This is a genomic window from Curtobacterium sp. PsM8 (assembly GCF_030433875.1).
Classification (GTDB): domain Bacteria; phylum Actinomycetota; class Actinomycetes; order Actinomycetales; family Microbacteriaceae; genus Curtobacterium.
Genome location: NZ_JARUXD010000051.1, coordinates 1 through 25589, shown reverse-complemented (window position 1 = coordinate 25589; position 25589 = coordinate 1). Strand labels below are relative to the sequence as shown.

Sequence of the window (25589 nt, the reverse complement as noted above, 5' to 3'; positions counted from 1 at the left end):
CCCCACCCCCACCCCCATACAAACCCCCTCCCCGCCCGGCCGCGGCGCGGCGGCGCAGCCCGCCGCCCGGGCCCCCCCCCGGCGCGCGTCCGGCCGCGGCGCGCCGCGACTACGCCTTGGTGAGGTCGTCGACCGAGGCCGAGGCGATCTCGTCCTCCGGCTCGCGACCCGGGGTCCGCAGGTTCCACTTCTTGATGACGAAACTGAAGAGGAAGTAGTAGACCGCCGCGTACGCCAGGCCGATCGGGATGAGCCAGATCGCCCCCTTCGCCTTGCCGAAGTTCAGCACGTAGTCGATCACGCCGGCCGAGAACGAGAAGCCGTCGTGGATGCCGAGCGCGTTCACCAGGGCCAGCGAGGTACCGGTGAGCACGGCGTGGATCACGTAGAGCGGCCAGGCCACGAACATGAACGAGTACTCGAGCGGCTCGGTGATGCCGGTGACGAAGGACGTCAGCGCGGCGGAGAGCATGATGCCGCCGACGAGCTTGCGCTGCGAGGGGCGGGCGTTGCGCCAGATCGCCAGGGCACCGGCGGGCAGGGCGAACATCATGATCGGGAAGAAGCCGGTCTGGAAGATGCCGGCAGTGGGGTCGCCCGCCAGGAAGCGCGGGATGTCACCGGAGACGACACCGTTCGGGCCGTTGAAGCTGCCGAGCTGGAACCACGGGAAGAAGTTGAGCAGCTGGTGCAGGCCGACCGGGATGAGCATGCGGTTCGCGAACCCGAAGATCCCGCCACCGACGACCGGCTGCGACGTGACCTGCTCGCCGACCCAGGTCAGGCCGATGTCGAAGTAGCGGTAGACGAAGGACATCAGCACGGCGATGACCAGGCCGGCCGCCGCGGTGAGGATCGGCACGAGACGGCGACCCGAGAAGAACCCGAGGAAGTCGGGCATCTTCGTGCGGTGGAACTTCTGCCAGAGCCCGGCGGCCACGAGACCCATCACGATGCCGCCGAGGACACCGAAGTTGATCGTGGCCTGCTCGCCGTTCGCGTCCTTCACTCCCGCCAGGACGATCGGCGACATGGTCTTGAAGACCTCGTACATGACCATGTAGCCGACGACCGCGGCCAGTGCCGTCGTGCCGTCCGACTTCTTGGCCCAGCCGATGGCGATGCCGACGGCGAAGAGCAGCGGCAGCCAGGTGAAGATCGCGTTGCCGGCGGAGCCGATGACGCTCGCACCGGTCTCGAAGCCCGGGATCGCACCGAGCAGGTCGGGCTGCCCGATCCGGTTGAGGATGCCCGCGGCCGGCATGACCGCGATCGGGAGCAGCAGGCTCCGGCCCAGCCGTTGGGCGTTCGCGAAGAAGCGGGACTGCTTCTTCGGCGTCTTCTTCTCCGGCACGTCCGTGGTGGCAGCGGTGCTCATCGGAGTTCCTCTCGTCATCGGGTGGAGCTGTTCGGGGTGAGTTGAGTCGCGTGGACGGCGCAGGTACCCTCGGCAGTGTCGCCAGGTCCGGTCCTGTCCGGTCATGACCAGTTCGTAGTGTCGATGACCGTGGACTGCATGTCAACCTGTGAGCGAACCCGTAACGAGGAGGAAACAGATGGCTGACATCAAGGCTGCCGACATCATCGCCGCACTCGGCGGAACCGACAACATCGACGAGGTCGAGGGCTGCATCACGCGCCTCCGCGTCGAGGTCGAGGACGGCGACCTCGTCGACAAGGACGCCCTCAAGGCCGCCGGCGCGCAGGCCGTCGTCGGTGGCGGCACCGGCTGGCAGGTCATCGTCGGCCCCATCGCCGACAACCTGGCGCAGGACATGCAGGACGAACTGTGACGGTCGTCCGCACGCCGTTCGCCGGCCCGGTCGTCGGGCTCTCCGACGTGCCGGACCCGGTGTTCGCCGAGCAGCTCGTCGGCGCGGGCGTCGCCGTCGACCCGACCGGCACCACCGGTGAGGTCACCGCGGTCGCCCCGGTCGACGGCACCATCGTCAAGCTGCACCCGCACGCGTTCGCCCTGCAGGGTGCCGCGGGCACCGACGTCCTCGTGCACGTCGGCATCGACACCGTGAAGCTCAAGGGCGAGGGGTTCACGCTCCTGGCGAAGGAGGGCGACACCGTCGCCGCGGGCGACCCGGTCGTGCGCTTCACCCCGGCGGCCATCAGCGCGGCGGGGTACTCCCCCGTCGTCCCCGTCGTCGTGCTCGGCTCGACGCCGGACTCGGTCCCCCAGGACACCGTCGGCACCACCGTCGCCGAGGGTGACGCGCTCTTCGAGGTCTGAACGACCGACCAGCACCGGACGGGCGGCCGTGACCTCCATCTGCACCCGGTAGCGGTCCGAGCGGTACCAGCTGCGGGCGTGCTCGACCGCGCGCGTCCCCGAGTACGACACCCGGTCGAACTCGAGCAGCGGCGCCCCGGTCTTCGTGCCGAGCAGCGTCGCGACGTCGTCGGTCGCCGGGTTGGCAGCCACGGTCTGCTGCGCGCGGTCGATCGGGTGCCCGTAGACCTGGTCGGCGATCGAGTACATCGAGCCGGACAGGTCGTGGTCGAGCATGCCGGGGAACACGTCCGCGGCGAGCCAGGCGTCGTCGACGGACACCGGGGCACCGTCGGCCATCCGCAGGCGCTTGAGGTGCAGTGCGGTCTCGCCGTCCCCGAGGTGCAGGGCGGCGACCGTCGCGGCGGGCGGGACGCGTTCCTCCCGGACGAGCACGACCGTCGTCGGCACGTGCCCCATCGCGCGCATCTCCTCGGTGAACGAGGCCAGGTGCAGGGTCGACTGCATCGGACGGTTCGCGACGAAGGTGCCCTTGCCGCGGACGCGCTCGAGGTGACCCTCGTTGACCAGCTGGCCCAGGGCCTCCCGCACGGTGATGCGCGAGACGCCGTACTCGGCGATGAGCTGCCGCTCCGAGGGGATCGCGGCCCCCGGCGCCAGCCGCGTGGTGATCTGGTCGAGCAGGATCCGCCGCAGCTGCTGGTGCTTCGGTTCAGCACCCTCGGTGATGCGGCTCGGCAAGCGGACTCCTCGTGTGGATCAGGTGGTCCTGTGCGGACATGACCAGTTCACCCACAGTACCGGCCGGGCCCGCGCGTGCAACCGCCCGGCGGGAGACCTGCAGGGACGCCGGGTGGCCCCTCGCCCAGGTCGCACGACAGGCCGCTCGCGTCCGTCGAGGTCGCGCGAAGTGCCGGCTCGTCGGACGACACCCGGCCGTTCGTGCGACCTCGACAGGCGGCCGACGGCCGTTCGTGCGACCTCGGCGGGCGGGCGGCGGCCGGCCGACAGCGGCGGGTCAGGCGTTGGCGACGAGCCAGTCCAGCTGCGCCGGGGTCAGCGTCCGGTCGCTCCACGCCTGGCACTCGACGCCCTCGGGCGCCGCGGTCCGGGTCGGTCCCTGCCAGACCTGGGTGAGGCCCACCCGGGCGAGCACGCGCGCCGAGGCCGGGTTGTTCGTCAGCACCCGCGCGGTGACCGGCACGTCCGGCAGCAGGGCGTGGGCGGCGTCCACCGCGGCCCGGGCGACCTCGGTCGCGTAGCCGTGCCCGTGGTGCTCCGGAGCCAGGCGGTACCCGAGGTTCCAGACGCCGCCGGCGGTGCGGTCGACGCCACCGATGCCGAGGAAGACGCCGGAGTCCGCCGCTCGGATCGTCCACGAGCCGAGCCCGTGCCGGACGCGGCCGCCGATCTTGCGCTGCACCAGGTCCTGCGTCTCGGCGCGGGAGGTGTGGCGTCCGGCCGGCAGGTGCGTCCAGGTCCGGGCGTCCGAGAAGAGCTCGTGGACCGCGTCGATGTCGGCGGGCGTCACGGGCGCGAGCACCAGGCGACCCGTCCGGATCTCCTGCTGCGGGACGAGCAGCTGGTGGACCATGTCTCGATCATCCTCCGCTCCGCCGACATCGACGTGAACGGCACACCAAGACCGCGCGACCCGGACCCTGGCGGACCCCAGTCGCTGATCGCTCAGTCGAGCAGCAGCGCCGGCTCCTCGATGACCGAGGCGACGTCGTGCACGAAGCGCGAGGCCACGTCACCGTCGACGACGCGGTGGTCGAACGAGGCACCGATGGTGGTCACCATGCGCGAGCGCACGTCGCCGTCGACGACCCACGGCTTCGGCTTGATCGTGCCCATGGCGACGATGGCGACCTGACCGGGGTTGAGTATCGGCGTGCCGGTGTCCATGCCGAAGACACCGATGTTCGTGACGGTGATCGTGCCGTCGGCCATCTGCGCGGGGCTCGTCTTGCCGTCACGGGCGGTGATGGTCATCTCCTCGAGGGCCTTCGCCAGCTCGAGCAGCGACATGTCCTGCGCGTCCTTGATGTTCGGCACGATCAGACCGCGCGGGGTCGCCGCCGCGATGCCCAGGTTCACGAAGTGGTGGACGATGATCTCGCGGTCGGTCCACGACGAGTTCACCGAGCGGTTGCGGCGCACGGCCCAGATCACGGCCTTCGCCATGATGAGGAGCGGGCTGACCTTGACCCCGGCGAACGTGGGCGACTCCTTGAGGCGCTTGACGAACTCCATCGTGCGGGTCGCGTCGACGTCCACGAAGAGCGACACGTGCGGCGCGGTGAACGCCGACGTGGTCATGGCGGTCGCGATGGCCTTGCGGACGCCCTTGACCGGGATGGTCTCCTGGCGGACGTCGCCCCACTCCGGGGTCTCGATGTTGCGGAAGACGCTGGCCTGCTGGGCGTGCCGGATGACGTCGTCACGCGTGACCTCGCCGGCCAGGCCGGTCGGCACGACGGTGGTCAGGTCGACGTCCAGGTCCTTCGCGAGCTTCCGGATCGGCGGCTTGGCCATCACCTGCAGCGCCGAGGCACTCGGCATCGACGGGCGCGCCGGACGACGTCCCTGCGCGGCGACGGCGTCGGCGGTGGTCGCCTCGCCCTCGTCGGTCTCGAAGGACAGGTCGACCTCACGACTGGAGGCGCGGCTCGCCTCGGCAGCGGCGGCGGCGGCCCGGCGGGCGCCCGGCTTCCGGCGGGAGGGCGCGGAGGTGGCGGAGCCGTAGCCGACGAGCACGGCACCGGAGCCCTCGTCGGCGCCGACGACACCGGCGTCGACGGCGACCTGGGCCGGGGCGGGTGCCACGGCGGCGGGTGCCGGAGCAGCCGCTGCCGCTGCCGGTGCGGGAGCGGCGGCGGCCGGAGCGGGCACGGGTGCCTGCGCTGCCGGGGCCGACGCAGCGGGAGTCGGGGCCGGCGCTGCCGGGGCCTGGACGGCCGGAGCCGGGGTCTGCGCGACGGGAGCGGCGTCGGCGACGGGAGCCGTGCCTCCCGGCTGACCTGCGGCGGCCGAGTCGGACTCGACGCGGATGATCGGGCTGCCGACCTCGACGGTGTCCCCCTCGGCCACGAGCAGACCGGTGACGGTGCCGGCGAACGGCGACGGCAGCTCGACGAGCGACTTCGCGGTCTCGATCTCGACGAGCACCTGGTCGACGGCGATCTCGTCACCGGGGGCGACGCGCCACTGGACGATCTCGGCCTCGGTCAGGCCCTCCCCCACGTCGGGCAGGGGGAATTCGGCGACGGCCACGTCGGCTCCTTCAGCAGGGTTCGGTCGTACGGGAGTGGTGCGGGTCAGTAGGCGAGGGCGCGGTCGACGGCCTCGAGGACGCGGTCGGCGTCGGGCAGGTGGAAGTGCTCGAGCTTCGACTGCGGGAACGGGATGTCGAACCCGGAGACGCGCAGCGGCGGCGCCTGCAGCGTGTAGAACGCCCGCTCGGCGACGGTCGCGGCGATCTCACTGCCGACGCTGATGAAGCCCGAGTCCTCCTGCGCGATGACCAGGCGGCCGGTCTTGCGCACCGAGGCGAGCAGCGGCTCCCAGTCGATCGGCGAGATCGAGCGGAGGTCGACGACCTCGCAACTCGTGCCCTCTGCCTCGGCGATGTCGGCGGCCTGCATGAGCGTCGCGACCATCGCACCGTGACCGACGAGGGTGACCTCGGTGCCGGTGCGGGCGACGCGGGTCGTGTGCATCGGGACGTGCCCGTCGACCAGGTCGACCTGGCCCTTCGGCCAGTAGCGCGACTTCGGCTCGAAGAAGACGACCGGGTCCTTCGACGCGATGGCCTCCTGGATCATCCAGTAGGCGTCGTTGGGCGTGCTCGGGCTGACCACGCGGAGACCGGGGGTGTGCGCGAAGTACGTCTCCGGGCTCTCCTGGTGGTGCTCGATCGCGCCGATGTGCCCGCCGTAGGGGATGCGGATGACGATCGGCAGCGACATGTGCGCCGGCAGCCGGTTCGCCATCTTCGCCAGCTGCGAGGTGATCTGGTTGAACGCCGGCCAGACGAAGCCGTCGAACTGGATCTCGATGACCGGTCGGTAGCCCCGGAGCGCCAGGCCGATCGCGGTGCCGACGATGCCGGACTCGGCGAGCGGGGTGTCCCGGACGCGGTCGGCGCCGAAGCGGTCCTGCAGACCCTCGGTGATGCGGAAGACGCCGCCGAGACGGCCGATGTCCTCGCCCATCAGCAGGACCTTGTCGTCCGACTCCATCGCCTTCGCCAGGCCGGCGTTCAGCGCCTTCGCCATCGGGAGGGTCGGGGTCGGGTCCTCGGGGACCTCGCCCGCACCGGGGTGCGAACGCAGCGTGTAGTCGAAGAGCTGCTCGGTGGTGCTCATGCGTGGGCTCCTGCGTCCTGGCCGGCCTCGTAGTCCCGGAGCCACGCGCGCTGCTCGTCGATGCGCGGGTGCGGCTCGCGGTAGACGTTGTCGAACATCGCCTCCATCGGCGGGTCCTGGAGGGCGCTCGTGCGGGTGCGGATGTCGGCGGCGATCTGCTCGCCCTCGGCGTCGAACTCGGCGAACTGGGCGTCGGTGACGCCCTTGCTGCGGAGGTACGTCTCGGACCGGGTGATCGGGTCGCGGGCGACCCAGCCGGCGAGCTCGTCGTCGCCGCGGTAGCGGGTCGGGTCGTCCGAGCTGGTGTGCGCGCCGATGCGGTAGGTCTCGGCCTCGACGAACGCCGGACCCTGACCGCTGCGGGCGTGGTCGGTCGCGACGAGGCTCGCCGCGTACGAGGCCAGCACGTCGTTGCCGTCGACCTTGATGCTCGGGATGCCGAAGCCGCGCGGGCGGTCGACGAGCGGGGTCGGGGACTGCACCGACACCGGCACCGAGATCGCCCAGTGGTTGTTCTGCAGGAAGAAGACGACCGGGGCCGTGTGCGACGCGGCGAACACGTACGCCTCGTTCACGTCGCCCTGGCTGGTCGCCCCGTCGCCGAAGTAGACGATCGAGCACTCGTCGACGTCCGGGTCGCCGGTGCCGACGACGCCGTCGAGCGCCTGGCCCATCGCGTAGCCGGTGGCGTGCAGGGTCTGCGCGCCGATGACGAGCGTGTAGATGTGCGTGTTGCCGCGGGCGTCCGGGTCCCAGTTGCCGTGGGCCTGACCGCGGAAGAGCGAGATGATCTCCATCGGCTCCACCCCGCGCTGCATCACGACGGCGTGCTCGCGGTACGACGGGAAGAGGTGGTCCTGGGGGCGGAGCGCGAAGGCGGAACCGACCTGCGCCGCCTCCTGCCCGTGGCTCGGCGCCCAGAGCCCGAGCTGACCGGTGCGCTGCAGGTTGCCGGCAGCGTGGTCGAAGCGTCGGGTGAGCACCATCTGGCGGTGCATGGCGAGCAGGGTCTCATCAGGGAGGGCCCGGGCGACGGCGGCGAGTTCGGCGTTCTCGTCGGTCTCCACGAACCGGCCCTCGGGATCGAGGAGCTGGACGGGGGTCGTCGCAGGAGCCGCGGCGCGGAACAACATGTTCGTCAGCGTACCGGCCGCTCAGGAGCCGTCGTTGTGAGACGTTCCACAACGGCACCTGCGGTTTCGAGGAGCTTTGCGACAGCCTCGTGCTCGCCGATCGAGATCCGGATGCCCTCCGGCGCGAACGCCCGGACGATCAGCCCGGCGTGCTCGAAGGCCTCGGCGGCGAACGCGGTGTGCTCCCCCGTCGGCAGCCAGACGAAGTTGCCCTGCGCCTCCGGCACGTCCCACCCCTGTTCGAGCAGTCCGGCGCGGATCCGGTCCCGGCGCTCGGCCAGTTCGGCGACCCGTCCGAGCAGCTCGTCCTCGCGCTCGAGGCTGGCCAGCGCGGCCGCCTGCCCCTGCGCCGTGACGGACAGCGGGATGGCACAGGCACGGACGGCGTCGAGGACGTATGCCGGTCCGAGCGCGTACCCGACGCGGAGGCCCGCCAGACCGTAGGCCTTCGAGAACGTCCGGAGCACCACCAGGTTCGGGTACCGCTCGAGCAGGGCCGGACCCCGGACCGCGTCGACGTCGGTGACGAACTCGGCGTACGCCTCGTCCAGGACGACGAGCACCGAGGACGGCACCCGGGCCATGAAGGCCGCGAACTCGGCGCCGGTGACGATCGGCCCGGTCGGGTTGTTCGGCGTGCAGACCAGCACCAGCCGGGTGCGCTCGGTGACCGCGTCCGCCATCGCGTCGAGGTCGTGCCCACCGTCGGCACGGTTCGGCACCTGCACGCTCGTGGCGCCGGCGACCGTGACGACGCCCGGGTAGGCCTCGAAGGACCGCCAGGCGTAGACGACCTCGTCACCCGGGGCGCAGGTCGCCTTCGCCAGCTCGTGCAGGATCGCGACGCTGCCCGGGGCGACGTGCACCTCGTCGACGGTGGTGCCGAACCGGTTCGCGAGCACCGCACGGACCGCGAGCGCGGTGGCGTCCGGGTAGCGGTTGAACGCCGTCTGGGCCTGCACCGCCTCGACGACACCGGGCAGCGGCGGGAAGGGGTTCTCGTTGCTCGAGAGCTTGAGGGCGTCCGCAGCGGCCTGGCGTCCCTGCTTGTACGGCGGCAGGACGGCGATCTCGGGACGGATGTGCACGGTCTGCGCGGGCTGGTCGGTCACCGCGTCAGGCTAACGGGCAGGACGGCGATGCTGTGTCCCCCGGGCGACGGATGTGCACGGTCTGCGCGGGCTGGTCGGTCACCGGCTCAGCGTACCGGCGGCCCGTTCGCGGGGAGGGCAGGCATCATGGTGGCCATGCGGTTCCTCGTCCGGCTCATCGTCAACGCCGTCGCCCTCTGGCTCACCACGCTCATCGTGACCGGTGTCACCGTCGACTCCTTCGGGGAAGGTGGTCCGGTCGAGACCGTCCTGACCTACCTGCTCGTGGCGCTGGTCTTCGGCATCGTGAACGCCGTGATCGGCACGCTGATCCGCATCGTGGCGTTCCCCGTCTACATCCTGACGCTCGGGCTGATCTCGTTCGTGGTGAACGCGGTCCTGCTGCTCATCGTCGCCGGGATCTCGACCGGACTGGGCTTCGGCCTGTCGGTGGAGTCCTTCGGCTGGGGCATCGTCGGGGCCTTCGTGCTGGCGGTCTTCGCCTGGCTCGTCGGCCTGGTCGCCCGCCCGGTCCTGGGTGGCCGCGGTCGCGCCTGACGGCCCGGCATCGCGTCCGGCCCCCGGCTGCGCCATGATGTCCCCATGACCATGGACGCCGGCGCCCCGTCGACCTTCCGTGTCTCCTTCGTCTGCAGCGGCAACATCTGCCGTTCCCCGATGGCCGAGATCGTCTTCGCGCAGATCGCCGCCGACGCCGGCATGGCCGACCGGTTCGTGGTCGAGTCCGCCGGCACCGGGGACTGGCACGTCGGGGAACCCGCCGACGAGCGCACGATCGCAGCGCTGGCGGCACGCGGATACGATGGCAGCAGGCATCGCGCCCGTCAGTTCGACCCGGACCGGTTCCCGGACCTCGACCTGGTGGTCGCACTCGACCGCTCCCACGAACGCATCCTGCGCTCGTGGGCCCCGACCATGGACGACGCCGCGAAGGTGACGCTCCTGTTGCGGTACGACGACGCCTGGCCTCAGCAGGCCGACGTGCCGGACCCGTACTACGCGGACCGACACGAGTTCGACCGGGTGCTCAGCACGGTCGAACGGGCCTGCCGGGCGCTCTTCCACCAGCTCGAGCCGGCAGTCCGCCAGGGAGCCCCATGACCCCCCTTCCCCCGCAGCCGATCAGCCCGCTCGACGGGCGCTACTACCCGATCGTGCACACGGTGGGCGAGCACCTGTCCGAGGCCGGGCTCAATCGTGCCCGGATCCGGGTCGAGGTCGAGTGGCTCGTGTTCCTCACCGACCACGCGATGTTCACCACCTCCCCGCTGTCCGTCGACGACAAGGCCGCGCTGCGCGCCCTGGTCGACGACTTCGGCCAGGACCAGATCGCGGAGCTCGCCGAGATCGAGGCGACCACCCGCCACGACGTCAAGGCGGTCGAGTACTTCGTCCGCCGCCGGCTCAGCGACCTGGGCCTCGACGCCGTCGCCGAGCTCACGCACTTCGCCGCCACCAGCGAGGACGTCAACAACCTCTCGTACGCGCTGACCGTCCGCGACGCCGTCGAGCACGTCTGGCTGCCGTCCGCACGCGCGGTCGTGGAGCGCCTGCGGGAGATGGCCACGAGCCTCCGCGCCGTGCCGATGCTCTCGCACACCCACGGCCAGCCCGCGACGCCGACCACCCTCGGCAAGGAGATCGCGGTCGTCGTCTACCGGCTCGAGCGGATCCTGTCGCAGGTCGAGCGCGGCGAGTACCTCGGCAAGTTCTCCGGCGCGACCGGCACCTTCTCCGCGCACCTGGCGGCGGACCCGGAGGCCGACTGGCCCGCGCTGTCGAAGGAGTTCGTCGAGGGCCTCGGCCTGACGTGGAACCCGCTGACGACGCAGATCGAGTCGCACGACTGGCAGGCCGAGCTCTACGACCGGGTCCGGCACGCGAACCGCGTCCTGCACAACCTGGCGACCGACGTGTGGACCTACATCTCGATGGGGTACTTCACGCAGATCCCGATCGCCGGCGCGACGGGGTCGTCGACGATGCCGCACAAGATCAACCCGATCCGGTTCGAGAACGCCGAGGCGAACCTCGAGATCTCGTCCGCGCTGTTCTCGACGCTGTCCGAGACCCTCGTCACGAGCCGTCTGCAGCGTGACCTGACCGACTCCACCACGCAGCGCAACATCGGCGTCGCGTTCGGGCACTCGCTGCTCGCGCTCGACAACCTGCGCCGCGGCCTGGGCGAGATCGCGGTGAACGAGCCCCGCCTGGCCGAGGACCTCGACCGCAACTGGGAGGTCCTGGCCGAGGCGATCCAGACCGTCATCCGCGCCGAGGTCACCGCCGGGCAGTCGGACATCGAGGACCCCTACGCGATGCTCAAGGAGCTCACCCGGGGCAAGCGCATCGGGCGGCAGGAGCTCGTGGCGTTCGTGAACGGGCTCGACGTCTCCGACGCGGCGAAGGCCCGGCTGACGAACCTCACCCCGGCGACCTACACGGGCCTGGCGGACGAGCTGGTCGACCACCTCGAGGTCTGAGCCGCGACGCGGCCGGACCGCCAGGTGGTCCGGCCGGTCCGGCGGACCAGGCCGGTCCGCTCAGGCGAGCCAGGCGGTGACCTTCCGCACCCAGCGGTGCCGGAAGGCCCGGGCCAGGGTCGTCTCGCCACGGCAGAAGCGGATGAAGTAGCCGCGACCGAACGGCGTCTTCGAGATCAGGAAGTGGAAGCCGGCCGGGAACCGCGTGAACACCCGGAGCAGCTGCGCACCGGCGTCGATCTCGGGCACCAACTCGGCGCGCACCTGCGACTCGTACCGGTCGAGCGCCGCGCGGTCGCCGGCGGTGTACGCGGCGGCCGCCGTGCCGGCCCACTCGCCCGACCGCAGCGCGAACGAGATCCCCTCGCGCGTCCACGGCTCCAGGAGGCCCGCGGTCTCCCCAGCGAGCACGACCGTCCCGCGGCGGAGCGGGGAGTCACTCGTGCGCCACTGCGTCAGGTGGCCGCTGCTGCGGTCCTGGTCGGTCGGGTGCAGGCCGAGGCGTTCGATCCAGTCGTCCAGGTAGCGACGGGTCTGGTCGGCGTGCCCCTTCTGCTCGATGACGCCGACGGTCAGGGTCTCGGTCTTCGGGAAGACCCACGCGTACGTGCCCGGGTGCGGGCCCCAGTCGAGGAGCACGCCGGTGGCAGCGTCCTCCGGGCGGCGGGGGACCTCCACCTCGAGACCGAGGTCCGTGACGGCCATCACGGCACCGACGTGGCGGCCGACCCGGCCACCCGAGCCGTCGGCGCCGATCACGACGCGGGCGACGAGTTCGTCCCCGTCGGCCAGCGTCAGGCGGGTGTGACCGTCCTCGTCGCTGAGCGCGCGGACGTTGGCGCCGTCGCGGAAGACGACCCCGGCCTCCTTCGCGGCGTCGACGTTCGCCTGGTCGAACCGCTCACGGTCGACCATGGCGACGAAGGGGGCCTCGGTGCGCACCCGGGTCACCCGGCCCATCCGGTGCGAGAAACCGACCTCGGGCAGGTCCGCCTCGATCGTCGCCAGGGCACGGTCGTTGAGCCGCCGCCGGGACTGACCGATGATGCCGCCGCCGCAGGTCTTGTACCGCGGGAAGGTGGCCTTGTCGAGGAGCAGGACGCGGGCACCGCCGAGCGCCGCGTGTCGGGCGGCGGTGGCACCGGCGGGGCCGGCGCCGACGACCACGACGTCCCAGGGCTGTTCGGCGTTCGTGTCCTGCATGGGGACCGAGCTTACCGGCGCAGCCCCTGCCGACGACGGGAACGGTTACGCTGACTGCGTCGGGAGTGCAGGCTGCCCCGCCGGGGCCAGGAGTGGGGAGCGGGATCCGTGTCCAGGGACGTGAACCGCGACACCGCCGTGCAGATCGTCGACGACCACGGGCTGCCGGGCGCAGTGTCGATGACCGAGATCCGCCGGCTCGTGCGCGAGGTGACCGGGCGTGAGGTCACCTACCGGCTCGTCCGAGGGCTGGCGCACCAGGACGTGCACGGGCTGTGGGCCGGGTACGACGACGGCACCGCGGTCGTCTCCTACCCGCCGGCGCCCTCCGGCACCCAGCTCGTGGTGATCAACCACGAACACGGTCACATGCTCATCAGCCCGGACGGACCGTCGGAGTCCCGCGGCATCGACCCCCGGTTCGCGCGGTTCGTCGAGGACAAGGTCGACGGGTTCGTGCCGAGCGGCCGGCTCGTCCGCTCCGGCGAGACCCTGGAGCAGGAGTACACGCCGGACCTCGAGTTCCTCTACGGCCACACGGACTTCTCCGAGGACGAGGAACGCCTGGCGGAGCTCGTCGGTGTGGAGCTCAGCGTCCGGGTGATGCGGTACGCACGCGGCCGCGGCCGGGACGTCAAGTTCGGGCGGGTGTTCGGCGGATGAACGTGCTGGACGACTGGGTCTTCGTGGCGGGTGTGGTGACGGTGGTGTCCGTCGGGCTCGCCGCACTGTCGATGCTCTCCCCCAACGTGCGCCAGCCGCTGCCGGCGCACCCGGACGCCGCGGACCAGACCGGTCCCCGATCGATGCTCGTCCCCGGGGTTCTCGTCTGGGCGCTCGGCTGCACGCTGCAGGCTCCGTTCGTCTACCTGTGGGTGGACGGTCTGCTCGGCGGGCACAACGTCACGAACCTGCTCTACCGTTCCGCGGTCGTCGTCGCGCTCGGCTGCCTGCAGGTGATGGTCATCCGCGCAGAGCACGGCGAACGCCGCCCTCTCCGCGAGCGTCTGACCTGGGGTCTGGTCCTGGTGGCCGTCGCCCTGCAGGTCGTCCTCTTCGCGATGAGCGACTGGGCCGTCTCGGACCCGTTCCTCGGTCGGTACACGGGTGAGCCGACGCGCGAGCTGTTCGCCGCGGTGCTGCCGGTCTGCGTCGGGCTGTACGGCGTGCAGGTCGCCGCGGTGGCGTTCCGGGGGCTGCCGCTGTACGGCGAGTGGACGACCCGCTGGGGCGTCTGGCTGATCGGCCTCGCCGCGCTCGTCGACCTCGCCTGGATCACCGAGAGCCTGGCCGCCGGCGCGGTGCGGCTGTTCGTCGACCGGGACTTCGCGATGTCGGGCATCGTCGACCCGCTGTGGGAGGTGGCCGTCGTGTCGATGGCCAGCCTGACCGCGGCCGGGGTCGTGTTCGCGGCCGCCCGCCCGGTCGTGGTGCCGGTCTGGCGTCGCCTGCTCCTGCTGGTGAGCCTGCCGATCACCGACCGCGCGATGGAGGCGCACCCCGAGTTCAGCGTGTACCCGCGGAGCGTCCGACGGCGGCATGCGTTCCGCAGCCGGGGCGAGGAGGCCGAGGTCGCGCTCTACCAGCGGTGGGCGGAGCTGGAGGACAACATCCGGTTGCGTCAGTTCCGGCCACGCGGGTACGAACGTGTGGTCATCCGCATGATGGGCGTCGCCGCGACGACCGGCGTCACCGACTCGCTGATCGAGGACCTCAGCCGGCCCGACGATCTCGGCCGGCCAGACGACCTCAGCCGACCCGACGACGAGCACCCCGCACGAGACCCGGAACGGATCGAGTCCACCCCATGAGTCACGAGAAGCTCACCGCCGCGCAGCAGACCCAGCGCGCCGAGCTCGCCCGCAAGCTGCACCTGCTCTGCAGCACCGTCACCGCGCCCGACGGCGGCCCGGTGACGTACCCGAAGATCCGCGACTGGTTGGCGGACCGGGACGTCAAGCTCAGCCGCTCCCGGTGGGAGTACATGCGTCTGGGCAACCGGTACGTGGTCGACGACGAGCGACTGCTGCGGGCCGTCGCGGAGTACTTCGAGATCGACCCGTCGTACCTGACCGGGCCGGAGAGCCAGCTCACGGAGACGATCGACGCCGCACTGCGGTTCACGCTGGCGGAGCGGACCAGTCCGGTCAGCCTCTACGCGGCGCGCACGCTCAACCAGGACGTGACGGCGGAACACCTGGACCGCCTGACGGCGCTCCTGCGCGAGATCGAGGAGGCGCGCGGCCGGTCCTGAGACGCCGGTCGGCCCGTCCTGGGCACGGCCCTGGCGGGCGCGCACGGTCGAGCCGGAAGGGCGGGGCGGGCCGGTCGTCGCGTCGTTCGCGCGATCGGGCTGACGATGCAGCCCGATCACCCGACCCCCTCAACCACGCTCGGACGACCGGTCGCCCCGTAACACCCCCCGTGCTACGCCTGAAGCGTAGCGGCTCCTGGCGAACAGGGCAATACGCATCGTGCGTAGCGACGTGGTGCGGGCCGGGCCGCCTCAGGAGGTGACGGACGTGGCCTCGGCGACCAGGGCCTCCAGGACGACCCGGACCGCGGGACGGACGGCCCGGTCGGGGCGGACGAGGGCCTCGATCCGCCGACCGGCGCGCACGTCGGCCAGGGTCGCCAGTCGGAACCGGCCGGGCGCACGCGTCCGCGAGGTGTACCGCGGCACGAGTGCGATGCCGTGGCCGGCCGCCACCAGGTTCTCGATCACGGGCAGGTGGATCGTGCGGAAGGCGACCTCGGGTGGGGCGTCCGTCGCGGCGGCCATCGCGGTGAGCACCCGGTCGATCGGGTAGTCCTCCGGCACGCCGATCCACGTCGCGCCGACCACGTCCTCGATGCCCACGCGCTGCCGACCGGCCAGCGGGTGGTCGAGCGGCAGGGCGACGTCGAGCGGTTCCCGGAGCAGCGGGACGGTCTCGACGCTCCGGCGGTCCGCGCCACGGGCACCGTCCGGGCGGTGACCGATGACGACGTCGTGGTCCGCGGTGAGCGGGGCGAACTCCCCCTCGCTGACGTCGACGTCGGAGAGCTGCAGGGCGATGCCGGGGTGTGTGCGCATCCGTGTGAGCAGGCCGGGCAGCAGCAGTTCGGCGGCCGAGGGGAACACTGCCAGGTCGACCGTGCCGGTGGCACCGTCCAGGTGCTCGCTCCAGGCGGACTCGACGGTCGCCAGGGCGGTGGCGACGCCGGTGGCGAGGCCGGCCAGGACCCGCCCGTGCTCGGTGAGCCGGACGCCGCGGCCGACGCGCTCGACCAGCGGGACGCCGGCCTGGCGCTGCAGGGTGCGGAGCTGCTGGGACACGGCGCTCGGCGTCCGGTGGGTGGCCGTCGCCACCGCGGTGACGCTGCCCCGCTCGGCGAGTTCGCGGAGGACGGGGAGCAGGGCGATGTCGAAGCCGACCATGCAGGGACCCTACAACGACGCTGTCGGAACGTTCGCTGGTGCTACCGCGTGGGGGTGCGGGACGATCGTCCGGTGCTGCTCCGCGACCGCATCCTGGCCCTCGTCGTCGCCGTCGCCTGGGGACTGAACTTCCCCGCGACGGCGATCGCCCTCGAGCACTACCCGCCGTTCCTGCTCGCCGCGCTGCGGTTCACGCTGCTCGCCGTCCCGACGCTGCTGTTCGTCCCGCGGCCGCCGATCCCGTTCCGGTGGATCGTCCTGGTCGGCGCGACCCTCGGCGTGCTGCAGTTCGCGTTCCTCTACCTGGGCATGGCGGCCGGCATGCCCTCGGGGTTGGCCTCGCTCGTGGTGCAGGCCTCGGCGCCGTTCACCGTGCTGCTCGCCGGGGTCCTGCTCCGTGAACGCCTGAGCGCGCGGCAGGTGGTCGGCGTCTCGGTCGCGGTGGCGGCCCTCGCCGTGATCGCCCTGCACCGGGCCCAGACCGCCGCGCTGTTGCCCGTCGTGCTCGTGCTCTGCGGTGCCCTCGGGTGGGCGATCGGCAACGTCGCGACCCGCAAGGCCGGCCCGGTGAACCCGCTGCACCTGACCCTGTGGTGGGCCGTGGTGCCGCCGATCCCGATGGCGGTCCTGTCGTTCCTGGTCGAGGGACCGGACCGGATCGGGCAGGCGCTCGGCACCGCGTTCACCGCCGACGCGCTGCCCGCCGACCTGGCAGTGCTCTACATCGTGCTGGCGGCGAGCGTCGTCGGCTACGGCATCTGGTCGCGGCTGATGGGGCGGTACCCGTCGAGCACCGTCGCACCGTTCTCGATGCTCGTGCCGGTCGTCGGGGTGCTGGCGTCCTGGGCGGCGTTCGGTGAGGTCCCGGACCTGGTCGAGGTGCTCGCGGGCGCGGTCGTCGTGGGGGCGGTGCTGTGGTCGTCGCGGCCGCCGCGGGCCGGGGGTGCCGTCGCCGGCGCCCGCACTGGCACCGTCGCCGGTGCAGAGACGCCTCCGAGTGGCCGAGACGCCGCGACATCCGGCGGCGTCTCGAGCGCATCAGGGCGTCGCGCGGAGACGGGGGCGTCTCACGAGCCTCCGCACGACGGCCCGACCGCCGTCAGCCCGGCCGAGCTCAGCCCCGGTGCTGACGCCGTTCCGCGATGATCCCGGCGAGCGCCCCCCGCAGGTGCGGGTACCGGAACTCGTAGCCCGCCTCGGTCAGCCGCGTCGGCACCACCCACCGGCTCTTCAGCACCAGTTCGGTCTCGGTGCGGATCGCGAACGACCCGAGTTCGAGCATCCACCGCCAGGTCGGCAGGCCGAAGCGGCGTCCGACGGCGTCCCGCAGCGTCGCCATCACCGTGCGGTTGTCAGAGGGCTCCGGGCTCGTGACGTTCACCGGGCCGTCGAGGTCCTCGTGGTCACGGATGAAGCGGATCGCCCCGAGGACGTCGTCGATGTGCACCCAGCTGAACCGCTGCCGTCCTCGGGTGTGCCGGTCGTGGTGGTAGGTGCCAGCGGCCAGGCGTGCGCGGGTCGGGAACCACGGCCCGTCGTACTGGGGCCCGCCGAGTCCGGCCTGCGCCAACCGCAGGAGCGGGAGCAGTGCGCTGCCGTCGCCGAACACGATCGCCATCCGCAGCGCCACACGCCGCGTGCCGGGCAGGTCGGCGCTGAAGAGGGCGTCCTCCCACGCGCGGGCGACCCCGACCGAGAAGCCCTCGCCCAGTTCGCCGGTCGCCTCGTCCTGCGGGTGGTCGTCGGCGTGCCGGTAAATGGTCGCGGTCGACGCGTTCAGCCACAGCGGCGGCGGGTGCTCGGCGGTCCGGATCGCCTCGGCGAGCTCGAGCGTGGTGTCGACACGGGAGCGCAGGATCTCGGCCCGGTTCCGCCGTCCGTACCGGCAGTTCACGCTCTTGCCGGCCATGTTCACGACGAGGTCGGCGCCGTCGACGAGTTCGCGGATGCGCAGGGTGTTGCCCCACACCGCGTCGCCGGTGCGGCCGACGGTGACGACCTGGTACCCCTCGGCGCGGAAGGCGTCCTGCAGGTACCGGCCGACGAAGCCGCTCGCTCCCGCCACCACCACACGCCGCTGCTGCTGCTCGTCCATGCTGTCCTCTCGGCTCCGGTCACACGTCGTCGGGTACGACGGCGTACCGGAACGCCCCCTCGTACCGGTACAGCGTGCCGAGCCCGGCCGCGGAGAGCGTCAGGGACACGCGCTGCACGTCGGCATCGTCATCGAATCGTTCCGTCAGCACCACGCGGGGCGACAGGGCGGACGGGAGGCACCACTCACGTCCCAGCGCGTGCACCGAAACACGCGTGGAGACCAGGCGGAGCGCCCCGGCGTTGGGTCCGGTCGTCGCGACCGTCACCGCGAGCAGCGCGCTGACGCGGCCGTGCCGGCCGAGGTGGTCGACGAGGCCCCCCGGTTCCGCGGTGATCGCGTCGACCATGGTGCGGTCGCCGCTCGCGAAGTGGAAGGTGCGGTGTGCGCGGACGGCGGGGCGGGCCTCCCGGTCGGTGCTCCTGCCGGACCGGCCGGAGCTGCCGGACCAGCCACGCCGGACGTGGACCGGGCGGTTCTCGACCGTGAACGGGACGTCGTGTTCCCACGCGGGGAACACCACCGCGTCCCCGGCGAGGACGCGGAGGACGGGCCAGAGCCAGCGCCGCGGGGTGCCGACGACGGTGAACACACCGGAGCCCCGGCCGACGTACCCGGGCGGGACGGCGCCGAAGTAGGTGCGGAGCCTCGGGTGCAGGGCCGCCAGCACGTCGGCGGACGCGCTCAGCTCGTACGGCGACCGGGTCACGCTCCCGATCCTGGCACGGCGTCGGACGCGGCTCCTACGATGGACGACATGGGACACGACCACGGCCACTCGCACGGACACGCGTCCGAGCGGGCGCTGCTGATCGCGTTCTGCATCTCGGCGGGGATCCTGTTGGCCGAGGTGGTCGGTGCGGTCGTCACCGGGTCCCTCGCGCTGCTCGTCGACGCCGGGCACATGGTCGTCGACACCGGCGGACTCGGGATCGGCCTGGTCGCCACCCGCCTGGCCCGCCGCACCCCGACCGCCAGACGGACCTGGGGCTACCAGCGTGCCGAGGTCCTGGGTGCCACCGCGCAGGCCGCGATCCTGCTGGCGGTCGGCGTCTACGTGGTGATCTCCGCCGTGCAGCGCCTGTTCGTGCCGGAGGAGATCGAGGCCGGCCCCCTGCTGGTCTTCGGCTTCGTCGGGCTGATCGGCAACCTGGTCGCGTTCGCTGTGCTCGTGCGGGCGTCGGGCGAGGGCTTCACCTCGCGGGCGGCCCGACTCGAGGTGCTCAACGACACCCTCGGCTCGGTCGCCGTCATCGCCGCGGCCGTCGTGCTGTTCCTGACCGGGTGGCAGCGCGCCGACTCGGTCGCGGCGCTGCTGATCGGCCTGCTCATCATGCCCCGCGCCGTCAAGCTCCTCCGCGAGACCGCCGACGTCCTGCTCGAGGCGACACCGCGCGGCCTCGACCTGGACGCCGTCCGTGGCCACATCCTGCAGCTCGACCACGTCATCGCCGTGCACGACCTGCACGCGACGCTGGTGTCGACCGGGGTCCCGAACCTGACCGCGCACGTCGTGGTGGACGACCACTGCTTCACGACCGCGCACGCGCCCGCTATCCTCGACGAGCTGCAGCAGTGCGTGGCCGAGCACTTCGACGTGCCGGTCGAGCACTCCACGTTCCAGCTCGAACCCGCGTCGCACCAGCGGCACGAGCACGAGGTGCACGTCTGACCGGTGCTGGTCCAGGCGCTGGTGCTGGTGCTGCTCAGCAGTCGGAGTCGCGCGTCGGGTAGGCCGTGATCACGCGTTCGGTGGTCGCCGACACGATGACCTTGACGAACCCGTCCGGGTTCGGCGCGCTGCCGTCGTCGAAGCGGACGGGTGCGGCGTAGCAGACCTTGCCGTCCCCGGCGTCGACGGGCAGCCCCTTCTGCGGGTTGGTCAGCGCCGTCCGGACCGCCGTGAGCATGGCGTCGTCCCAGTTCCGCTGCGTCGTGTGACCGGAGAGGACGTCCTGCCAGTCGCGGGTGTGCCGGACGCGGATGTGCTCGTAGCCCTGCGCCGAGGTGCCGCACTGCAGCACGACGTCGCCGAGCGCCGCGGTGTCGTACCGCGCGACCGCGGCACGGCCGTCCGAGTTGCACCGGTCGAGGACCGCGGAGCCGGGCAGGTCCGGGCCGGACCGGGCGATCACCGCGACGGTGCTCTCGGTGCTGCCGGTGTGATCGGTGCTGCCGGTGTGATCGGTGCTGCCGGTGCCGCCGGTGCCGGTGCCCGGCTCGCTCGGGTCGGTCGCCGTGGCCGAGGGGGCTGCGGAGCGGACGGTGTCGTCGCCCTCCCGGGCGTTCGTCAGCGCGAAGCCGCCGATCACCACGACGGCGGCGACCGCCGCGGCGATGCCGGTCAGGGTGGAGCGGGAGCGCTTGGCGGGCATGCGGCCAGTATGCCGGAGGGGGGCGGGCCTCCCGGCTGGGGGCGTGACGGTCGGGTGCGTGACGGGCGGGTGCCGCGTGGTGTGCCGCCGGCCTGGAGGGGCTGGCGGAGTCCCGACGCCGTGTGGGTACGACGGCGCCGGGTGCGCGAGACGCCGCCGAACTCCGGGGCGTCTCGCGTGGAACGCGGCGTCTCGCACAGACGGGGCCGTGCGCGTCGGCGGCGGCACCGTTCGGGTACGACGCCGCTCGATGCCCGAGACGCCGCTGAACACCGCGGCGTCGTGCGCAGAAGCGCGGCGTCGTGGGCAGACGGGCCCGTCTCGGACGGGAGGCGCGTGCCGGTCAGGCTCGTGCGGCCAGGCGCGCTCCGGCGAAGACCGCGAGCGCGGCGACCAGCACGACGTACCCGATGAGGACCGGCAGGGTGGGCAGCACGAGCAACGCCGCACCCACGGCGACGACCGGGACGGTCAGCCCGGCGTACGCGATGAGGAAGGTGGCGGCGAGGACTCCGCCACGTTCCTCCGGTCCGACGAGCGCACCGGCGCTGCCGATCGAGGCGCGGAAGAGGAGCCCGACGCCGGCACCCGCGACCACACCGCCGCCGATGAAGCCGGCGACCTGGAGGACCACCGCGGACACCGCGAGGACCGCGAGGCCACCGACGAGCAGGACGACACCCAGGCGGATCTGGGTGCGCTGCGGCAGCTTCGCGAACACGACCTGGGACAGCGCGCTCGCGGCGAAGACCCCGAAGGTCGTCGCACCGGCGGCCAGCCGGTCGGTCACGTGGAAGGTGGTGCCGAGGAACGTCGGCGCGACCGAGGTGAAGAGCCCCTGCACGGCGAGGGCGGCGAAGGCGCCGGTTCCGGCAGCCCAGAACGCGGCGCTCTGACCCTCCGGGGCGCGCAGCCGCTGCGGGTGGTACGGCACCGGTGCGGTCGGGCGGTCGGCGGTCTCGGGGACGGCGAGGACGACCACGAACGCGATCACGAGGGCGACGACGAACACCACGTACGGCACCATCAGCGGCTGCCCGACGAACTCGGCCAGCGCACCGCCGATCAGCGCTCCGAGCGACAGCCCGCCGAGGTTGACGACCCCCGCGGCGACGCTCGCACCCTTGGCGGAGGACTCGTCACCGGTCGCCCGGACCTTGAGCTCCCCGAGGTGTGCGGTCGCGGTGGCGGTCAGGGTACCGACGCCGAGCCCGGTGACGAGCCGCGCGACGATCAGACCGCTGACGTCGTTCCAGACGAGGAACAGCACGGCGGCCACGAGCTCGAGGGCGATCGAGACGAGGATCAGCGGCCGGCGACCGTGCACGTCGCTGAGGTGTCCGGCGAGCCAGAGGGACCCGACGACGCCGAGGCCGTAGGCGGCGAAGACGATGGTCGTCGTGAAGGTCGGGAAGCCGTCGCGCGCCTGGTAGATGACGTAGAGCGGCGCGGGGACGGTCGCGAAGGCCATCACCGCGGTGAACGCGAAGGCGACGGCCCAGAAGCCGAAGCCGTGGCGCCGACGGGTGTGCGCACGACGGCCGCGAGGGGCCGGAGCGGTGGCCGTCGAGCCGGTCGCCGGGGATTCGATGACGGATGACATGCTCCGATGCTCCCGCGCAGCATCCATCGGGTCAAACGGATCGTCTTGATGCCCGCCATCGATCGGGTCGATGATGGACCGTATGGAGACCCGGCTGCTCGAACAGTTCGTCACCGTCGCCGCCGAGGGCAGCGTCACCCGCGCGGCAGAACGGCTCTGGGCCGCGCAGTCCACCGTGTCGGCCGGCATCGCGAGCCTGGAGCGGACCCTCGGCGTGCGGCTCTTCGAGCGCGGCGGACGTCGGCTCGTCCTGACCGCCACCGGCGAGGACCTGCTCCCCCACGCCCGCGCCGTGCTCGAGTCACTCGACCGGATGCGCGATCTGGCCGCGGTGTCCGACGCCGAACTGCGCGGACGGGTGCGTCTGGGGATCTTCACCAGCATGGACATCGTCGACCTGACCGGCGTCCTGCGCGGGTTCCGGCAGCGCCACCCGCTGGTCGCCGTCGAGCTGATGACCTCGCCGAGCGGCACCACTGGACTGGTGCAGGACCTCGTCGCGGGTCGGCTCGACCTGGCGTACACGGGACTGCCGACGATCCCGTCCGGCGTGGTCGTCGAGCCCCTCCGCGAGATGCCGTTCCGGGTGTTCGTCGCCGCCGACCACCCGCTCGCCGGTCGGACGTCGGTGTCGCTCGCCGAACTCGCCGACGAGTCCTTCGTCGACACCGCGCACGGGTTCGGCAACCGGATGATCCTGGACGGCGTGCTCGACCGACTCGGCATCCGGCGTCGGGTGGTCGCGGAGATGAACGACATGCCCGCCGTGGTGCGGTTCGCGTCGGCGGGCATCGGCGTGGGGGTCGTGCCGGACTCCGGCGTCCGCCACGACGGCGCCGTCCTGGAACTCGAGGACGCGATCGAACCGCTGCGGATCGGGCTGGCGATGCGGAGCGACCCGGAGCCGAACCGGGCGACGCAGGCGCTGGCCCGGGCGATCGTGGCCGCGCGGCGCTGAGGTGTGGCGTGACGCTGAGCTGTGGCGCGGCTGAGGTGCGACGCGGCGGTCAGCCGCGCAGCAGCGGGGCGATGCTCTCGACGGACCGGCGGGCGGCGGCCGTGGTGGACAGGAAGCCGACCAGGACGATCGCCGCCCCGATGCCGACGACGATCCACCACATCGGGTGCGTGGCGATCGCGAACCCGGAGCCCACGGTGGCCACCGCGCTCGCTCCGGTGACGGTGCCGGCCAGGGCGACGCCGAGCGACACCCCGGTCTGCCGGCTGGTCGAGGCGACGGCGGCTGCGGACCCGGACTGCGCGCGCGGCATCCCCGACACGGCGGTGTTCGTGATCGGCGCGTTCACCATGCCGAACCCGAAGCCGAACAGCACGAACGCGGCGACGAGCACCCACATCGGGGTCGACGCCTGCACGGTCGTGAGGACCGCCCCGGCTCCGGCGATCCCGATGCCGGCGAGGACGAGCGGCACCCGCGTGCCCACGGTGCCGATCAGCCGGCCGGAGATCGGCGACACGAGCATCGTCATCACCGCGGACGGCAGGGTCCAGAGGCCGGCCTGGAACGGGGTCATGCCCCGGACCTCCTGCAGGTAGAGCGCGATGAGGAAGAGGAACGCCCCGTTCGCGCCGAACGCCACGAGTGCGGTGCCCACGGCGGACGAGAACGGGATGCTCCGGAAGAACCGCAGGTCGATGAGGGGTTCGGCGGTGCGCCCCTCGACGACCACGAGGGCCACGAGCGCGGCCGCCGCCAGGACGAACAGTCCGAGGGCACCAGGCGACACCCACCCCAGACGTGGTCCCTCGATCAGGCCGCCGACCAGGCTCGCCAGCAACACGATCACGATGCCCTGCCCGAGCGGGTCGAGCTTCCGCGGCTTCGGCGAGCGGGACTCCGGCACGAACAGGAACGTCAGGACCACCGCGGCGATGCCGATCGGCACGTTGATCAGGAAGATCGCCCGCCATCCGACGGTGTCCGTCAGCGCACCGCCGACGAGCGGCCCGACGCCCAGCGAGACACCGACGACGGCACCCCAGACGCCGACCGCCCGGGCCCGCTCCCGGGCGTCGTCGAAGGTCGCCGTGATGATGCTCATCGCGACCGGGTTCATCATCGACCCGCCGACGGCCTGGACCATGCGGAAGACGACGAGCCAGCCGACGCTCGGCGCGAGGGAGCACAGCAGTGACCCCGCCGTGAAGAGTGCGAGGCCGACCTGGAACGTGGTGCGCCGGCCGATCCGGTCTGCGGTGGATCCGGAGAGCAGCAGCAGGCTGGCGAGGACGAGCGTGTAGGCGTCGATGGTCCACTGCAGGCCGGAGATGGTGCTGTGGAGCTCACGGCCGATCGACGGCAGTGCGACGTTCACCACGGTGGCGTCCATCGAGACGATGAACAGGCTCATGCAGCAGACCGCGAGGATCACGTACCGGTGCCGGTAGCGAGCCGGGAGGCCCGGGTCACCCTGCTCGGGTCGGTGCGGCCCCGACGTGGCTCGTCGGGTCGCGGGCTCAGTGGAAGCCGTCGTCGTCTCCTCGTCCCGGGGTCTCGTGGCCACCGAGCATGTCGTTGTCGTCCTGGTCGGTGGTCGAGGTCAGCTGGAGCATGGCCATCACCACGACGACGACCACGAAGCTCACACCGAGGAAGACCAGCGAGAGCGTGAGTTCACGCGTCGACATCAGCACGACGAGCCCGACGACGACCGCGATCACCGCGGAGATCCCGAGGAGCTCGGCCGGACGCATTCGGTCGCGACGGGTGGAGGTGCTCATGCGTGTGGTGCTCCGTCCGGGGTGGCCGCCGGGGCAGCCGTTCCCCACTTGTGCGAGAGGCCGGCGATCAGGTGGAAGACCGCCGCGATGGCGAGGTACGCGCCGAGGAGCCCGACCAGGACGATCGGCGCGTCGAGGGTGCCGGTCACCTTCTCCACCCCGCCGAGCTGCTGCGAGTAGTCCGGCGGCGTCAGGAGGAACGCGATCGCGAGCAGCAGTGTGAGGCCGCCGATCGTCGTCCAGTCTCGGGCGAACGGCGAGCGCCGACGGGCCCGCACACCCTGTGACAGTTCGAGTGCGCCGGTCAGGAGGGCGAACGCCACGACGAGGCTGATGAACGCCGGCAGTCCGAGTCCGGTGCAGGCGAGCGCGGCGATGCCGGCGACGATCGAGAGTGCCGCCTGCACCAGGCCCGAGCGCCGCGAGCGGTCGTCACCGGGGAGCCGTGCGGCACTGCCCCAGGCGAGGACCGCGCCGTCGACGAGGGCGAAGACCCCGAACAGCACCAGGCCGAAGCCGGCGGAGTGGTTCGGGGAGAACGTGATCACCATCGCGATCACGGCGGCGGGGACGGCCCGGAGGACCGGGACCGGCCAGTACCGTGCTCGCTGCTCGGCGTCGTCCACGGAGTGGGACACGGGACCTCTCTCGGGCTGTCGGTTCGTACGGTCGATCCTACCGCCGTCGATGTGGGCACCCGTCCGGGAGGGTGCCCGTGGGCGAGGTGGGCGGGGGGGGCCCCGCGCCCCCCCCCCCCCGCCCCGGGTGGGGGGCAAGCGCGCGGGGCAGTGGTCGGCGTGTGGGGGGGGG

26 protein-coding genes and 1 pseudogene are annotated in these 25589 nt (G+C 72.2%); 11 read left to right on the top strand and 16 right to left on the bottom strand.

Annotated elements, in window-relative coordinates:
• Nucleotides 1-109: 109 nt before the first annotated feature.
• Nucleotides 110-1378 carry a PTS transporter subunit EIIC gene (locus QCD68_RS12345; protein ID WP_301223211.1) on the bottom strand — a complete coding sequence of 423 codons (1269 nt, stop codon included), beginning with the start codon at nucleotides 1376-1378 and terminating at the stop codon, nucleotides 110-112.
• A 178-nt stretch (nucleotides 1379-1556) separates the two neighbouring features.
• On the opposite strand from QCD68_RS12345, the gene QCD68_RS12340 reads away from it, so the two are divergent.
• Nucleotides 1557-1793 carry a PTS glucose/sucrose transporter subunit IIB gene (locus tag QCD68_RS12340; RefSeq protein WP_301223210.1) on the top strand — a complete coding sequence of 79 codons (237 nt, stop codon included), beginning with the start codon at nucleotides 1557-1559 and terminating at the stop codon, nucleotides 1791-1793.
• Nucleotides 1790-2242, top strand: coding sequence for a PTS sugar transporter subunit IIA (locus QCD68_RS12335; RefSeq protein WP_301223209.1), 453 nt, complete (start codon nucleotides 1790-1792; stop codon nucleotides 2240-2242). Before QCD68_RS12340 ends, QCD68_RS12335 begins: the two co-directional genes overlap by 4 nt.
• Nucleotides 2243-2347: 105 nt before the next feature.
• On the opposite strand, the pseudogene QCD68_RS12330 reads toward QCD68_RS12335, so the two are convergent.
• The 6 genes and pseudogenes from QCD68_RS12330 to QCD68_RS12305 all read right to left on the bottom strand — a co-directional run.
• A pseudogene (locus tag QCD68_RS12330) lies at nucleotides 2348-2983 on the bottom strand (GntR family transcriptional regulator); the annotation flags it as partial.
• A gap of 277 nt (nucleotides 2984-3260) precedes the next feature.
• Nucleotides 3261-3836, bottom strand: a complete 576-nt coding sequence (locus tag QCD68_RS12325) for a GNAT family N-acetyltransferase (protein ID WP_301223208.1) — start codon at nucleotides 3834-3836, stop codon at nucleotides 3261-3263.
• 92 nt (nucleotides 3837-3928) lie between these two features.
• Nucleotides 3929-5518, bottom strand: a complete 1590-nt coding sequence (locus tag QCD68_RS12320; protein WP_301223207.1) for a dihydrolipoamide acetyltransferase family protein — start codon at nucleotides 5516-5518, stop codon at nucleotides 3929-3931.
• Nucleotides 5519-5562: 44 nt separating this feature from the next.
• Nucleotides 5563-6522 carry an alpha-ketoacid dehydrogenase subunit beta gene (locus tag QCD68_RS12315; RefSeq protein ID WP_253468045.1) on the bottom strand — a complete coding sequence of 320 codons (960 nt, stop codon included), beginning with the start codon at nucleotides 6520-6522 and terminating at the stop codon, nucleotides 5563-5565.
• An 86-nt stretch (nucleotides 6523-6608) separates the two neighbouring features.
• The gene (locus QCD68_RS12310) at nucleotides 6609-7745 is read right to left on the bottom strand and encodes a thiamine pyrophosphate-dependent dehydrogenase E1 component subunit alpha (protein WP_253466670.1); all 1137 of its coding nucleotides are present in this window, start codon (nucleotides 7743-7745) and stop codon (nucleotides 6609-6611) included.
• Nucleotides 7746-7750: 5 nt separating this feature from the next.
• Nucleotides 7751-8857, bottom strand: coding sequence for a histidinol-phosphate transaminase (locus tag QCD68_RS12305; RefSeq protein WP_301223206.1), 1107 nt, complete (start codon nucleotides 8855-8857; stop codon nucleotides 7751-7753).
• Nucleotides 8858-8992: 135 nt separating this feature from the next.
• Here QCD68_RS12305 and QCD68_RS12300 point away from each other — a divergent pair, with 135 nt between their 5' ends.
• The 3 genes from QCD68_RS12300 to purB are packed head-to-tail and all read left to right on the top strand — an operon-like array spanning nucleotide 8993 to nucleotide 11340.
• Complete coding sequence (locus QCD68_RS12300; RefSeq protein WP_301223205.1) at nucleotides 8993-9394, top strand: phage holin family protein; 402 nt, start codon at nucleotides 8993-8995, stop codon at nucleotides 9392-9394.
• Nucleotides 9395-9439: 45 nt separating this feature from the next.
• Nucleotides 9440-9958 carry a low molecular weight protein-tyrosine-phosphatase gene (locus tag QCD68_RS12295; protein ID WP_111076049.1) on the top strand — a complete coding sequence of 173 codons (519 nt, stop codon included), beginning with the start codon at nucleotides 9440-9442 and terminating at the stop codon, nucleotides 9956-9958.
• Nucleotides 9955-11340 (top strand): adenylosuccinate lyase, encoded by a 1386-nt coding sequence (gene purB, locus QCD68_RS12290; RefSeq protein WP_111076050.1) that lies wholly within the window; start codon nucleotides 9955-9957, stop codon nucleotides 11338-11340. The genes QCD68_RS12295 and purB overlap by 4 nt, the downstream gene beginning before the upstream one ends.
• Before the next feature lie 60 nt (nucleotides 11341-11400).
• Here purB and QCD68_RS12285 read toward each other — a convergent pair whose 3' ends face one another.
• Nucleotides 11401-12543 (bottom strand): geranylgeranyl reductase family protein, encoded by a 1143-nt coding sequence (locus QCD68_RS12285; protein ID WP_253466664.1) that lies wholly within the window; start codon nucleotides 12541-12543, stop codon nucleotides 11401-11403.
• 108 nt (nucleotides 12544-12651) lie between these two features.
• Between QCD68_RS12285 and QCD68_RS12280 the strand changes: the two genes are divergently transcribed.
• Genes QCD68_RS12280 through QCD68_RS12270 form a run of 3 tightly spaced genes read left to right on the top strand, consistent with a single transcriptional unit; the run spans nucleotide 12652 to nucleotide 14797 of the window.
• Nucleotides 12652-13206, top strand: a complete 555-nt coding sequence (locus QCD68_RS12280; protein WP_253466661.1) for a hypothetical protein — start codon at nucleotides 12652-12654, stop codon at nucleotides 13204-13206.
• Nucleotides 13203-14354, top strand: a complete 1152-nt coding sequence (locus tag QCD68_RS12275; RefSeq protein WP_301223204.1) for a hypothetical protein — start codon at nucleotides 13203-13205, stop codon at nucleotides 14352-14354. Before QCD68_RS12280 ends, QCD68_RS12275 begins: the two co-directional genes overlap by 4 nt.
• Nucleotides 14351-14797, top strand: coding sequence for a hypothetical protein (locus QCD68_RS12270; RefSeq protein WP_221849869.1), 447 nt, complete (start codon nucleotides 14351-14353; stop codon nucleotides 14795-14797). Before QCD68_RS12275 ends, QCD68_RS12270 begins: the two co-directional genes overlap by 4 nt.
• A gap of 252 nt (nucleotides 14798-15049) precedes the next feature.
• Here the strand turns inward: QCD68_RS12270 and QCD68_RS12265 are convergent, their stop codons facing one another.
• Nucleotides 15050-15964 (bottom strand): LysR family transcriptional regulator, encoded by a 915-nt coding sequence (locus QCD68_RS12265; RefSeq protein WP_301223203.1) that lies wholly within the window; start codon nucleotides 15962-15964, stop codon nucleotides 15050-15052.
• 54 nt (nucleotides 15965-16018) lie between these two features.
• Between QCD68_RS12265 and QCD68_RS12260 the strand changes: the two genes are divergently transcribed.
• A complete protein-coding gene (locus tag QCD68_RS12260) occupies nucleotides 16019-17110 on the top strand; it encodes an EamA family transporter (protein ID WP_301223202.1) in 1092 nt (363 codons plus the stop codon).
• Here QCD68_RS12260 and QCD68_RS12255 read toward each other — a convergent pair.
• Nucleotides 17079-18059: an epimerase gene (locus tag QCD68_RS12255; RefSeq protein WP_301223201.1), complete on the bottom strand. Its 981-nt coding sequence runs from the start codon at nucleotides 18057-18059 to the stop codon at nucleotides 17079-17081. The genes QCD68_RS12260 and QCD68_RS12255 overlap by 32 nt on opposite strands.
• Before the next feature lie 19 nt (nucleotides 18060-18078).
• The gene (locus QCD68_RS12250; protein WP_301223200.1) at nucleotides 18079-18768 is read right to left on the bottom strand and encodes a DUF4166 domain-containing protein; all 690 of its coding nucleotides are present in this window, start codon (nucleotides 18766-18768) and stop codon (nucleotides 18079-18081) included.
• A gap of 48 nt (nucleotides 18769-18816) precedes the next feature.
• Here QCD68_RS12250 and QCD68_RS12245 point away from each other — a divergent pair, with 48 nt between their 5' ends.
• Nucleotides 18817-19731 (top strand): cation diffusion facilitator family transporter, encoded by a 915-nt coding sequence (locus tag QCD68_RS12245; RefSeq protein WP_111076084.1) that lies wholly within the window; start codon nucleotides 18817-18819, stop codon nucleotides 19729-19731.
• A 34-nt stretch (nucleotides 19732-19765) separates the two neighbouring features.
• Here QCD68_RS12245 and QCD68_RS12240 read toward each other — a convergent pair whose 3' ends face one another.
• Entirely contained in the window at nucleotides 19766-20434 is a 669-nt protein-coding gene (locus QCD68_RS12240; RefSeq protein ID WP_301223199.1) for a hypothetical protein, read from the bottom strand.
• A gap of 343 nt (nucleotides 20435-20777) precedes the next feature.
• Entirely contained in the window at nucleotides 20778-22037 is a 1260-nt protein-coding gene (locus tag QCD68_RS12235; protein WP_301223198.1) for an MFS transporter, read from the bottom strand.
• Nucleotides 22038-22107: 70 nt separating this feature from the next.
• Between QCD68_RS12235 and QCD68_RS12230 the strand changes: the two genes are divergently transcribed.
• Nucleotides 22108-22995, top strand: coding sequence for a LysR family transcriptional regulator (locus QCD68_RS12230; RefSeq protein ID WP_301223197.1), 888 nt, complete (start codon nucleotides 22108-22110; stop codon nucleotides 22993-22995).
• 49 nt (nucleotides 22996-23044) lie between these two features.
• Here the strand turns inward: QCD68_RS12230 and QCD68_RS12225 are convergent, their stop codons facing one another.
• The 3 genes from QCD68_RS12225 to QCD68_RS12215 form a co-directional block, all read right to left on the bottom strand.
• Nucleotides 23045-24430 carry a DHA2 family efflux MFS transporter permease subunit gene (locus QCD68_RS12225; RefSeq protein ID WP_301223212.1) on the bottom strand — a complete coding sequence of 462 codons (1386 nt, stop codon included), beginning with the start codon at nucleotides 24428-24430 and terminating at the stop codon, nucleotides 23045-23047.
• Between the two features lie 85 nt (nucleotides 24431-24515).
• Nucleotides 24516-24779 (bottom strand): hypothetical protein, encoded by a 264-nt coding sequence (locus QCD68_RS12220; protein WP_111076063.1) that lies wholly within the window; start codon nucleotides 24777-24779, stop codon nucleotides 24516-24518.
• Nucleotides 24776-25417 carry a DUF308 domain-containing protein gene (locus QCD68_RS12215; RefSeq protein WP_253466634.1) on the bottom strand — a complete coding sequence of 214 codons (642 nt, stop codon included), beginning with the start codon at nucleotides 25415-25417 and terminating at the stop codon, nucleotides 24776-24778. Before QCD68_RS12215 ends, QCD68_RS12220 begins: the two co-directional genes overlap by 4 nt.
• Nucleotides 25418-25589: the final 172 nt, after the last annotated feature.